The sequence below is a fragment of the Enterobacter sp. MGH 4 genome (genome assembly GCF_000534735.1).
GTDB classification, from domain to species: Bacteria; Pseudomonadota; Gammaproteobacteria; order Enterobacterales; family Enterobacteriaceae; genus Enterobacter; species Enterobacter intestinihominis.
The window spans coordinates 302686-314724 of sequence record NZ_KI973296.1; the positions used below are offsets into that span (position 1 = coordinate 302686).

8 protein-coding genes, 1 tRNA gene and 2 rRNA genes are annotated in these 12039 nt (G+C 54.6%); 9 read left to right on the forward strand and 2 right to left on the reverse strand.

Annotation, left to right across the window (positions count from 1 at the left end; translation table 11 throughout):
- Positions 1-623 precede the first annotated feature (623 nt).
- From rbsD to rbsR, 6 genes are all read left to right on the forward strand, one after another.
- The gene (gene rbsD / locus L350_RS03015) at positions 624-1043 is read left to right on the forward strand and encodes a D-ribose pyranase (RefSeq protein WP_003862392.1); all 420 of its coding nucleotides are present in this window, start codon (positions 624-626) and stop codon (positions 1041-1043) included.
- 7 nt (positions 1044-1050) lie between these two features.
- Positions 1051-2556 (forward strand): ribose ABC transporter ATP-binding protein RbsA, encoded by a 1506-nt coding sequence (rbsA, locus tag L350_RS03010; RefSeq protein WP_022649867.1) that lies wholly within the window; start codon positions 1051-1053, stop codon positions 2554-2556.
- Positions 2557-2560: 4 nt separating this feature from the next.
- Positions 2561-3526: a ribose ABC transporter permease gene (gene rbsC / locus L350_RS03005; protein ID WP_022649866.1), complete on the forward strand. Its 966-nt coding sequence runs from the start codon at positions 2561-2563 to the stop codon at positions 3524-3526.
- A 27-nt stretch (positions 3527-3553) separates the two neighbouring features.
- Positions 3554-4444 (forward strand): ribose ABC transporter substrate-binding protein RbsB, encoded by an 891-nt coding sequence (gene rbsB / locus L350_RS03000; RefSeq protein ID WP_003862397.1) that lies wholly within the window; start codon positions 3554-3556, stop codon positions 4442-4444.
- A gap of 108 nt (positions 4445-4552) precedes the next feature.
- Positions 4553-5482 (forward strand): ribokinase, encoded by a 930-nt coding sequence (rbsK, locus tag L350_RS02995; RefSeq protein ID WP_003862399.1) that lies wholly within the window; start codon positions 4553-4555, stop codon positions 5480-5482.
- Between the two features lie 3 nt (positions 5483-5485).
- A complete protein-coding gene (rbsR, locus tag L350_RS02990) occupies positions 5486-6478 on the forward strand; it encodes a ribose operon transcriptional repressor RbsR (RefSeq protein WP_072202236.1) in 993 nt (330 codons plus the stop codon).
- Here the strand turns inward: rbsR and mdtD are convergent.
- Together mdtD and L350_RS02980 are read right to left on the reverse strand one after the other, a co-directional pair.
- Positions 6444-7877 carry a multidrug transporter subunit MdtD gene (gene mdtD, locus L350_RS02985; RefSeq protein ID WP_032626726.1) on the reverse strand — a complete coding sequence of 478 codons (1434 nt, stop codon included), beginning with the start codon at positions 7875-7877 and terminating at the stop codon, positions 6444-6446. The genes rbsR and mdtD overlap by 35 nt on opposite strands.
- Complete coding sequence (locus L350_RS02980) at positions 7874-8581, reverse strand: FadR/GntR family transcriptional regulator (protein ID WP_023298937.1); 708 nt, start codon at positions 8579-8581, stop codon at positions 7874-7876. Before L350_RS02980 ends, mdtD begins: the two co-directional genes overlap by 4 nt.
- Positions 8582-9036: 455 nt before the next feature.
- On the opposite strand from L350_RS02980, the gene L350_RS02975 reads away from it, so the two are divergent.
- The 3 genes from L350_RS02975 to L350_RS0122645 form a co-directional block, all read left to right on the forward strand.
- Positions 9037-10578: ribosomal RNA gene (locus L350_RS02975) — 16S ribosomal RNA — on the forward strand.
- Positions 10579-10662: 84 nt separating this feature from the next.
- Positions 10663-10738 (forward strand) — tRNA-Glu (locus L350_RS02970).
- A 183-nt stretch (positions 10739-10921) separates the two neighbouring features.
- Positions 10922-12039, forward strand: a 23S ribosomal RNA gene (locus tag L350_RS0122645); the annotation flags it as partial.

Below are 12039 nucleotides of genomic sequence, written 5' to 3' on the forward strand. Positions count from 1 at the left end.
ACAGGGCTGAGGGATCCCCAGTAATTTTTTTATGCAGAAGCAATAAAGTTGCTTTCTAAATGACTGAGGGCTGTCAGCGATGCCCTGGTCCGGCTGTAAATCGCTGAGGCGTTTGCCTTCCGGCCGGGGCGAGGCGCAGGGATGCGCCGAGAGGGCGGCTTTACAGGGACGTTGCCTCCGCCCGTACCCGATAAGCCGGAAGGAATAAGCCGAGGGCACCGCGAAGCGGCGATTTACCGCCGGGAGCCCGGGTCGCCAGGGTGGTGGCGACTGAGCCACCCTGGCACGTTCACCGGTCATGTCGTTACAGAGTAGCAAGGAACATAAAGTGAACGGAATGACCACCACCGCCGTATGTTCCCCTCACCCTAACCCTCTCCCCGGAGGGGCGAGGGGATTGCTCAGTGCTCGCATTAATTTGTGGGGAACCCTCAGCCCACAGGGAGAGGGCGCAAACATAAAAAACGGTAACCTGACGGTTACCGTATTGCATTTACCTCCTTTGCATTTCACTTAGCGAAACGTTTCGACGCCGATCACAAATCCGTTACGTCATGATGGTTTTCTGAACACTTCTGCGGCTACACTGTTTTTAGCGAAACGTTTCGCTAGTGGAGCAAAAAATGAAGAAAGGCACAGTACTCAACTCAGAAATCTCATCGGTAATTTCCCGTCTTGGGCATACCGATACGCTGGTGGTTTGCGATGCAGGCTTACCGGTTCCGCGCAGCACAACCCGTATCGATATGGCGTTAACGCAGGGCGTACCCTCGTTCATGCAGGTACTGGAAGTCGTGACGGCGGAGATGCAGGTTGAGGCGGCCATTCTCGCGGCGGAAATCAAACAACATAATCCGCAACTCCACGAAACGTTGCTCAGCCACATTGAGCAACTGCAACAGCACCAGGGAAACACCATAGAAATTCGTTACACAACGCACGAGCAGTTCAAACAACAAACCGCAGACAGTCAGGCGGTGATTCGCAGCGGGGAGTGTTCCCCGTATGCGAATATCATTCTCTGTGCTGGCGTCACCTTCTGAGGCCATCATGGACGCATTACTGCAACTCAAAGGGATCGATAAGTCGTTCCCGGGCGTTAAAGCCCTCTCTGGCGCGGCGCTGAACGTCTATTCCGGGCGCGTAATGGCGCTGGTGGGCGAAAACGGCGCAGGCAAATCCACCATGATGAAAGTGCTGACCGGGATCTATCAACGCGATGCCGGTTCGCTGCTGTGGCTGGGTAAAGAGACCACCTTCAACGGCCCGAAATCCTCTCAGGAAGCGGGCATTGGCATCATCCACCAGGAGCTGAACCTGATCCCGCAGCTCACCATTGCGGAGAACATCTTCCTCGGCCGTGAGTTCGTGAACCGGTTTGGCAAAATCGACTGGAAAACCATGTATGCCGAAGCGGACAAACTGTTGGCGAAGCTGAATCTGCGCTTTAAGAGCGACCGACTGGTGGGCGACCTTTCCATCGGCGATCAGCAGATGGTGGAGATCGCGAAGGTGCTGAGCTTCGAGTCGAAGGTCATCATTATGGATGAACCGACCGACGCCCTGACCGATACCGAAACCGAATCCCTGTTTCGCGTGATCCGTGAGTTGAAATCCCAGGGGCGCGGCATTGTCTATATCTCTCACCGCATGAAAGAAATTTTCGAGATCTGCGACGACGTCACCGTCTTCCGCGACGGGCAGTTCATTGCCGAGCGAGAAGTGGCCACGCTGACCGAAGATTCGCTGATTGAAATGATGGTGGGACGTAAGCTCGAAGACCAGTATCCGCGTCTGGACAAAGCGCCAGGAGAGATCCGCCTGAAGGTGGATAACCTCTGCGGGCCGGGCGTGGATGACGTCTCCTTTACCCTGCGCAAGGGCGAGATCCTTGGCGTCGCGGGCCTGATGGGCGCGGGACGTACCGAACTGATGAAAGTGCTCTATGGCGCACTGCCGCGCACCAGCGGCTACGTTACCCTTGACGGCCATGAGGTGGTCACCCGCTCGCCGCAGGATGGCCTGGCGAACGGCATTGTCTATATCTCCGAAGACCGTAAGCGTGACGGCTTAGTGTTGGGCATGTCGGTAAAAGAGAACATGTCCCTGACCGCGCTACGCTATTTCAGCCGCAGCGGCGGCAGCCTGAAACATAAAGATGAGCAGCAGGCGGTCAGCGATTTTATCCGTCTCTTTAACGTTAAAACCCCATCGATGGAGCAGGCGATTGGCCTGTTGTCCGGCGGTAATCAGCAGAAAGTGGCGATTGCCCGCGGGTTGATGACGCGCCCGAAAGTACTGATCCTCGATGAGCCAACTCGCGGCGTTGACGTGGGCGCGAAAAAAGAGATCTATCAGCTGATTAACCAATTCAAGGCCGACGGTCTGAGCATCATTCTGGTCTCTTCCGAGATGCCAGAAGTATTAGGCATGAGCGATCGCATTATCGTCATGCATGAAGGGCATCTCGGTGGTGAATTCACTCGCGAGCAGGCCACCCAGGAAGTTCTGATGGCTGCCGCTGTGGGCAAGCTTAATCGCGTGAATCAGGAGTAAGAAGATGACTACCCAGGCTGTTTCTGGTCGCCGCTATTTCACAAAGGCATGGCTGATGGAACAAAAATCGCTGATTGCCCTGCTGGTGCTGATCGCGATTGTCTCGACCATGAGCCCGAACTTTTTTACCGTCAATAACCTGTTCAACATTCTTCAGCAGACCTCCGTCAACGCCATTATGGCGGTGGGGATGACGCTGGTGATTTTGACCTCGGGTATCGATCTGTCCGTCGGTTCCCTGCTGGCGCTCACCGGTGCGATTGCCGCGTCGATTGTCGGTATTGAGGTCAACGCGCTGGTGGCCGTTGCCGCTGCGCTGGCGGCTGGCGCGGCGATTGGCGCGGTAACCGGCGTGATTGTGGCAAAAGGCCGCGTACAGGCGTTCATCGCCACGCTGGTGATGATGCTGCTGCTGCGCGGCGTCACCATGGTGTACACCAACGGTAGCCCGGTGAATACCGGCTTTACCGAAAACGCCGATCTGTTTGGCTGGTTTGGTATCGGACGCCCGCTGGGTATCCCGACGCCAGTCTGGATTATGGCTATCGTCTTCCTGGCGGCATGGTACATGCTGCATCATACCCGTCTGGGTCGTTATATTTATGCGCTGGGCGGTAACGAATCGGCAACGCGTCTGTCCGGTATTAGCGTCAACAAAGTTAAAATTATCGTTTACTCCCTGTGCGGTCTGCTGGCATCTCTGGCGGGCATCATCGAAGTGGCGCGCCTCTCTTCCGCGCAGCCAACGGCGGGTACGGGCTATGAGCTTGATGCCATCGCGGCAGTGGTTCTGGGTGGTACGAGCCTTGCGGGCGGTAAAGGTCGCATTGTTGGGACATTGATCGGCGCACTGATCCTCGGTTTCCTGAATAATGGCTTGAATTTGTTAGGTGTTTCCTCCTATTACCAGATGATCGTTAAGGCAGTGGTGATTTTGCTGGCGGTACTGGTAGACAACAAAAAACAGTAACTGACGACACTACAGGACATCTTAGATATGAACATGAAAAAACTGGCTACCCTGGTTTCTGCTGTCGCGCTGAGCGCAACCGTAAGTGCTAACGCCATGGCGAAAGATACCATCGCGCTGGTTGTCTCTACCCTGAACAACCCGTTCTTCGTCTCCCTGAAGGATGGCGCGCAGAAAGAAGCAGACAAACTGGGTTACAACCTGGTGGTGCTGGATTCTCAGAACAACCCGGCGAAAGAGCTGGCTAACGTTCAGGACTTAACCGTTCGTGGTACCAAAATCCTGCTGATCAACCCAACCGATTCCGACGCGGTCGGTAACGCCGTGAAGATGGCAAACCAGGCGAAGATCCCGGTAATCACCCTGGACCGTCAGGCGACCAAAGGCGACGTTGTTAGCCATATTGCGTCTGATAACGTACTGGGCGGCAAAATCGCCGGTGACTACATCGCGAAGAAAGCAGGTGAAGGCGCGAAAGTGATCGAGTTGCAGGGTATCGCCGGGACTTCCGCGGCCCGTGAACGTGGTGAAGGTTTCCAGCAGGCTGTAGCGGCGCACAAATTTAACGTGCTGGCGAGCCAGCCGGCAGACTTCGACCGTACAAAGGGTCTGAACGTCATGCAGAACCTGCTGACCGCGCATCCTGATGTGCAGGCGGTATTCGCACAGAACGACGAAATGGCGCTCGGTGCGCTGCGTGCGCTCCAGACTGCGGGTAAATCAGATGTGATGGTTGTCGGATTTGACGGCACGCCGGATGGTGAAAAAGCAGTAAATGATGGCAAACTGGCTGCGACCATTGCTCAGCTGCCTGAGCAGATTGGCGCGACTGGCGTGCAAACTGCCGATAAAGTGCTGAAGGGCGAAAAAGTTCAGGCCAAATATCCTGTTGACCTGAAACTGGTCATTAAGCAGTAAAGGCGATTCAGGCAGTCGCTGGCTGCCTGAGGGACACCAAATAAAAGAAAAGTGTGGCATACGCCACCGGGTAATACCGGTGGCGCTCTCAGATGGACACCTCAATACATGAAAACCGCAGGCAACCTCGTCGTCCTTGGCAGTATCAATGCCGATCACATTCTTAACCTTGAAACGTTCCCCACTCCGGGCGAAACCGTCACCGGCAATCAGTATCAGGTCGCGTTCGGCGGTAAGGGCGCAAACCAGGCAGTTGCCGCCGGACGCAGCGGGGCAAATATCGCGTTTATCGCCTGTACAGGTGATGACGATACCGGCGAGCGCGTACGCAAACAGCTGGCAAGCGACAACATCGACATCGCCCCCGTCAGCGTGGTTGCAGGGGAATCTACCGGCGTGGCGCTGATTTTCGTCAATGCGGAAGGTGAGAATGTCATCGGTATTCATGCGGGGGCTAATGCCGCGTTAACGACTGAACGCGTCGAAGCGCAGCGTGGGATCATCGCCGGAGCGGAAGCTCTGCTGATGCAGCTGGAGTCACCGGTTGAAAGCGTGCTGGCCGCTGCGAAAATTGCGCATGAAAATCATACGTCTGTCGTACTTAACCCGGCGCCTGCCCGTGTATTATCAGACGAGCTGCTGGCGCTGGTGGATATCATCACCCCGAACGAAACCGAAGCGGAAAAGCTGACGGGTATCCGTGTCGAAAATGATGACGATGCCGCGCGTGCCGCGCTTGCGCTGCATGATAAAGGCATCGGCACCGTGATCATCACCCTCGGCAGCCGTGGGGTGTGGGCTAGCGTCAATGGCGAAGGCCGTCGCGTACCGGGCTTTAAGGTCAAAGCCATTGATACCATCGCCGCAGGTGACACCTTCAACGGTGCGCTGGTAACGGCGCTGCTGGAAGGAAAAGCAATGGATGACGCGATTCGCTTCGCGCATGCCGCCGCCGCGATTGCGGTGACGCGTAAAGGCGCTCAGCCTTCTGTTCCATGGCGTAAAGAGATTGATGAATTCTTAAGTCAGCAGGGGTAACGCTTGGCCACAATGAAAGATGTCGCCCGTATGGCGGGCGTTTCTACCTCGACTGTCTCCCACGTTATCAATAAGGATCGCTTCGTCAGCGAGGCGATTCGGGAGAAAGTTGACGCTGCAATTAAAGAACTCAACTATGCGCCGTCTGCGCTGGCCCGCAGCCTGAAGCTTAACCAGACGCGCACCATCGGCATGCTGATCACCGCCAGTACCAACCCTTTTTATTCTGAACTGGTGCGCGGCGTGGAGCGCAGCTGCTTCGAGCGCGGCTACAGCCTGGTGCTGTGCAATACCGAAGGCGATGAGCAGCGCATGAACCGAAACCTGGAGACGCTGATGCAAAAACGCGTCGACGGGCTGCTGCTGCTCTGTACCGAAACGCATCAACCCTCGAAAGAGATTATCCAGCGCTACCCTTCTATTCCTACGGTCATGATGGACTGGGCACCGTTCGACGGCACCAGCGATCTGATCCAGGATAACTCGCTGCTGGGTGGCGATATGGCGACCCAGCATCTGATAGATAAAGGTCATACCCGCATTGCCTGTATTACCGGCCCGCTGGATAAAACCCCGGCGCGCTTGCGTCTGGAAGGCTATCTTTCGGCCATGGAACGGGCGGGGCTTGCCATTCCTGATGGCTATCGCATCACCGGCGATTTCGAATTTAATGGTGGATTTGAAGCAATGCAGAAACTGCTGGCGCAAGAGCCGCGCCCGCAGGCGGTGTTTATCGGTAACGATGCGATGGCATTCGGAGCTTATCAGGCGCTGTATCAGGCGGGATTACGTGTTCCGGACGACATGGCGATCGTCGGTTATGATGATATCGAACTGGCGCGCTACATGACGCCGCCGCTGACCACCATTCATCAGCCGAAGGATGAACTGGGTGAGCTGGCCATCGACGTGTTGATCCACCGCATGGCTCAGCCCACGCTGCAACAGCAACGTTTGCAGCTTACTCCTGTTCTGATGGAACGCGGTTCGGTTTAGCCTTATCTTTATGACGCTCTTTAATCAGGTTCCGGCCGTCTTTTGGTTTTAACAACATAAAGACCACCGCCGATACCACGGTAAGCGCGCCCATAGTGATAAAGGTATAGTGGAACTGCTCAACGGTATTAGTTCCCTCGAACCCTTCATAAAACCGCAGTACCGCCGCGCTCACGGCAACCCCGAGGCTGATCGACAGCTGTTGAGTGACCGCCAGTACGCTGTTGCCGCTGCTGGCATTCTCGTCGGTGAGGTCCGCAAGGGTGATGGTGTTCATCGACGTAAACTGCGTCGACATGGCCATACCCAGCACAAACAGCGGCAGGATCAGCATCCAGATGGGTAACGCCGCAGATTGCAGGGAGAACTGCGCAATCATCAATCCGATAAAGATCGTCACGCCAACCAGCGTCTTACGATAGCCAAACCAGCGCAGCACCTGCGTGACCGTCGATTTTGCCAGAATGGAGCCCATCGCTGTGGGCGCCATCATGCAGCCAGCAATCAGGGCCGGATAGCCGAAACCGACCTGGAGCATCAGCGGCATCAGGAACGGTACGCAGCCCGTGCCCAGACGCGAGGCAATATTGCCCGCGATCCCGACGGAAAATGTTCGGGTGTTAAACAGAGATAAAGAGATAAGCGGTGTCGGATGGCGACGCGCATGACGGATATATAGAAGGAACAGCAGAATACCGCTGAGGATGACGGCCAGCGCCAGCCACGTCGCTACGATTATCTCGCCAAACAGCTCCATCCCGCTGGAGAACAGGACCAGGCTCAGGCCAAACAGGAAGAAGCCGCCCATATCGAAGCTGCGTCTTGGCGTGGTGAAGTTCGGCATATATTTGCGGGCATAAATCAGCCCTGCCACACCAATCGGAATATTAATCAGGAAGATCCAGTGCCAGCTTGCCCAGGTCACCAGTACGCCGCCGAGAACCGGGCCAAGTATCGGGCCGACCAGCCCCGGCATAGTCACAAAGTTGAGCACCGGGAGCAGTTCGCTGCGCGGATAGGCGCGCAATAACGCCAGACGCGCGACGGGCATCATCATCGCGCCGCCTATCCCCTGTAGAACGCGGAAGATAACCAGTTCCGTCAGAGAGGTAGAGAGGGCGCAAGCCAGAGAACCGAGGGTGAACAGCGTCACCGCCAGCATAAACACTTTGCGCGTGCCGAAACGATCGGCCAGCCAGCCGCTGACCGGAATGAGCATCGCCACCGTCAGGGTATAACTGATGATGGCGGATTGCATCGCCAGTGGGGAGCGGTTAAGGCTTTGGGCTATTGCGGGAAGGGCGGTATTGAGGATAGTGGCATCCAGTGCCTGCATAAAGAACGCCATGGCTGCAATCCACGGCAATCCGGCCATACTGCGTGCTTTTTTCTCTGTCATTTATTTACCTGCTGGTGGGTTGGCGCGGCCAGCAACGCCTGGCACGCACTCAGGGCTCGCTGCCCGTCGCTTTCCTGAATGGCATCGACTATCGCCTGATGCAGATCCAGCTTCACCACCTCATCCTGTGTGATAGAGGCAAAGTAAGTGTGGTACACAGAATGGAATAAAGAAGCAAAGGAGGTCAGGAAAGGATTTCCGCTCATATTATAGATATGTTCATGCCAGGCCATATCGACCTCTATCCAGCGCTCGCGGTTAAAGTGCTTTTTCAGATCCACCATCTCTTCCATAAAAGTATTGAGCTGCGCTTTTTGCTCTGCTGTGCCGAGCGTGGCGGCAAGCAGACAGGCCTGAGGCTCAAGACTGCTGCGCATGACCAGAAAGTGATCGACGACCTGATTAAAGTTATCTTCGGTCATCCACCAGGTGAGTAACTCCTGATCGAGAAAGTTCCAGTTCCCCTGAGGCATAACGCGGGTGCCAATGCGCGGGCGTGGAAGCACCATCCCTTTCGCCGTTAATGTTTTTACCGCTTCGCGAACGGCGGTACGGCTTACACCAAACTGATCCCCCAGCTCCATCTCGCTGGGCAGGATGCTACCTGGGGCATATTTACCCGCTAAGATCAGCTGAGCCAGCTTTTCTGCCAGCACATAGGACAGGTTTTTTTGAGCTGCCAGCTGTTGTGCGCTTAATGGCATCGCTTTTATTCCTTAAATATTGATGCGGCTAATTATGCCATCTCAGGGGTGATTGTGGTTGCAGATACATCAATTAGAACAATTTGTAGCTTGATCTCATCGCTTTTGGTGAAAAAAAACACGGTCAGAAACTTTTTTTAAATTACCTCTTGTCACTTCAGAAGAACTCCCTATAATGCGCCTCCACTGACACGGAACAACGGCACGCAAGCCGCCGGGTCAGCAGAGAAAAGCAAAATAAACGCTTGACTCTGAAGCGGGAAAGCGTAATATGCACACCCCGCGCCGCAGCGAAAACGTAGCGGCACTGCTCTTTAACAATTTATCAGACAATCTGTGTGGGCACTCAAAGTGACATGGATTCATAATGTCCTCGGACACTAAATGAATACCAAGTCTCAACGAGTGAACACGTAATTCATTACGAAGTTTAATTCATTGAGCATCAAACTTTTAAATTGAAGAGTTTGATCATGGCTCAGATTGAACGCTGGCGGCAGGCCTAACACATGCAAGTCGAACGGTAACAGGAAGCAGCTTGCTGCTTTGCTGACGAGTGGCGGACGGGTGAGTAATGTCTGGGAAACTGCCTGATGGAGGGGGATAACTACTGGAAACGGTAGCTAATACCGCATAACGTCGCAAGACCAAAGAGGGGGACCTTCGGGCCTCTTGCCATCGGATGTGCCCAGATGGGATTAGCTAGTAGGTGGGGTAACGGCTCACCTAGGCGACGATCCCTAGCTGGTCTGAGAGGATGACCAGCCACACTGGAACTGAGACACGGTCCAGACTCCTACGGGAGGCAGCAGTGGGGAATATTGCACAATGGGCGCAAGCCTGATGCAGCCATGCCGCGTGTATGAAGAAGGCCTTCGGGTTGTAAAGTACTTTCAGCGGGGAGGAAGGCGACAGGGTTAATAACCCTGTCGATTGACGTTACCCGCAGAAGAAGCACCGGCTAACTCCGTGCCAGCAGCCGCGGTAATACGGAGGGTGCAAGCGTTAATCGGAATTACTGGGCGTAAAGCGCACGCAGGCGGTCTGTCAAGTCGGATGTGAAATCCCCGGGCTCAACCTGGGAACTGCATTCGAAACTGGCAGGCTAGAGTCTTGTAGAGGGGGGTAGAATTCCAGGTGTAGCGGTGAAATGCGTAGAGATCTGGAGGAATACCGGTGGCGAAGGCGGCCCCCTGGACAAAGACTGACGCTCAGGTGCGAAAGCGTGGGGAGCAAACAGGATTAGATACCCTGGTAGTCCACGCCGTAAACGATGTCGACTTGGAGGTTGTGCCCTTGAGGCGTGGCTTCCGGAGCTAACGCGTTAAGTCGACCGCCTGGGGAGTACGGCCGCAAGGTTAAAACTCAAATGAATTGACGGGGGCCCGCACAAGCGGTGGAGCATGTGGTTTAATTCGATGCAACGCGAAGAACCTTACCTACTCTTGACATCCAGAGAACTTTCCAGAGATGGATTGGTGCCTTCGGGAACTCTGAGACAGGTGCTGCATGGCTGTCGTCAGCTCGTGTTGTGAAATGTTGGGTTAAGTCCCGCAACGAGCGCAACCCTTATCCTTTGTTGCCAGCGGTTAGGCCGGGAACTCAAAGGAGACTGCCAGTGATAAACTGGAGGAAGGTGGGGATGACGTCAAGTCATCATGGCCCTTACGAGTAGGGCTACACACGTGCTACAATGGCGCATACAAAGAGAAGCGACCTCGCGAGAGCAAGCGGACCTCATAAAGTGCGTCGTAGTCCGGATTGGAGTCTGCAACTCGACTCCATGAAGTCGGAATCGCTAGTAATCGTGGATCAGAATGCCACGGTGAATACGTTCCCGGGCCTTGTACACACCGCCCGTCACACCATGGGAGTGGGTTGCAAAAGAAGTAGGTAGCTTAACCTTCGGGAGGGCGCTTACCACTTTGTGATTCATGACTGGGGTGAAGTCGTAACAAGGTAACCGTAGGGGAACCTGCGGTTGGATCACCTCCTTACCTTAAAGAACCTGCCTTTGTAGTGTCCACACAGATTGTCTGATGAAAAGTAAATAGCAAGGCGTCTTGCGATTGAGACTGTACGTCCCCTTCGTCTAGAGGCCCAGGACACCGCCCTTTCACGGCGGTAACAGGGGTTCGAATCCCCTAGGGGACGCCACTTGCTGGTTCGTGAGTGAAAGTCACCTGCCGTCATATCTCAAAACTGACTTGCGAGTCATGTTTGAGATATTTGCTCTTTAAAAATCTGGATCAAGCTGAAAATTGAAACGACACACAGCTCATGTGTGTTCGAGTCTCTCAAATTTTCGCAATCATGAAGTGAAACATCTTCGGGTTGTGAGGTTAAGCGACTAAGCGTACACGGTGGATGCCCTGGCAGTCAGAGGCGATGAAGGACGTGCTAATCTGCGAAAAGCGCCGGCGAGGTGATATGAACCTTTGACCCGGCGATGTCCGAATGGGGAAACCCAGTGCAATCCGTTGCACTATCGTTAACTGAATACATAGGTTAACGAGGCGAACCGGGGGAACTGAAACATCTAAGTACCCCGAGGAAAAGAAATCAACCGAGATTCCCCCAGTAGCGGCGAGCGAACGGGGAGCAGCCCGGAGTCTGAATCAGCTTGTGTGTTAGTGGAACGGTCTGGAAAGTCCGACGGTACAGGGTGATAGTCCCGTACACGAAAATGCACAGGTTGTGAACTCGAAGAGTAGGGCGGGACACGTGGTATCCTGTCTGAATATGGGGGGACCATCCTCCAAGGCTAAATACTCCTGACTGACCGATAGTGAACCAGTACCGTGAGGGAAAGGCGAAAAGAACCCCGGCGAGGGGAGTGAAAAAGAACCTGAAACCGTGTACGTACAAGCAGTGGGAGCCTCTTTATGGGGTGACTGCGTACCTTTTGTATAATGGGTCAGCGACTTATATTCTGTAGCAAGGTTAACCGTATAGGGGAGCCGAAGGGAAACCGAGTCTTAACTGGGCGTTAAGTTGCAGGGTATAGACCCGAAACCCGGTGATCTAGCCATGGGCAGGTTGAAGGTTGGGTAACACTAACTGGAGGACCGAACCGACTAATGTTGAAAAATTAGCGGATGACCTGTGGCTGGGGGTGAAAGGCCAATCAAACCGGGAGATAGCTGGTTCTCCCCGAAAGCTATTTAGGTAGCGCCTCGTGAACTCATCTTCGGGGGTAGAGCACTGTTTCGGCTAGGGGGCCATCCCGGCTTACCAACCCGATGCAAACTACGAATACCGAAGAATGTTATCACGGGAGACACACGGCGGGTGCTAACGTCCGTCGTGAAGAGGGAAACAACCCAGACCGCCAGCTAAGGTCCCAAAGTCATGGTTAAGTGGGAAACGATGTGGGAAGGCACAGACAGCCAGGATGTTGGCTTAGAAGCAGCCATCATTTAAAGAAAGCGTAATAGCTCACTGGTCGAGTCGGCCTG

Excerpts from the sequence above, each read along its gene's own strand:
- mdtD (WP_032626726.1), bottom strand. The coding sequence starts at position 7,877 with ATGACAGAGAAAAAAGCACGCAGTATGGCCGGATTGCCGTGGATTGCA.
- rbsA (WP_022649867.1), top strand. The coding sequence starts at position 1,051 with ATGGACGCATTACTGCAACTCAAAGGGATCGATAAGTCGTTCCCGGGC.
- L350_RS02980 (WP_023298937.1), bottom strand. The coding sequence starts at position 8,581 with ATGCCATTAAGCGCACAACAGCTGGCAGCTCAAAAAAACCTGTCCTAT.
- rbsK (WP_003862399.1), top strand. The coding sequence starts at position 4,553 with ATGAAAACCGCAGGCAACCTCGTCGTCCTTGGCAGTATCAATGCCGAT.
- rbsC (WP_022649866.1), top strand. The coding sequence starts at position 2,561 with ATGACTACCCAGGCTGTTTCTGGTCGCCGCTATTTCACAAAGGCATGG.
- rbsB (WP_003862397.1), top strand. The coding sequence starts at position 3,554 with ATGAACATGAAAAAACTGGCTACCCTGGTTTCTGCTGTCGCGCTGAGC.
- rbsD (WP_003862392.1), top strand. The coding sequence starts at position 624 with ATGAAGAAAGGCACAGTACTCAACTCAGAAATCTCATCGGTAATTTCC.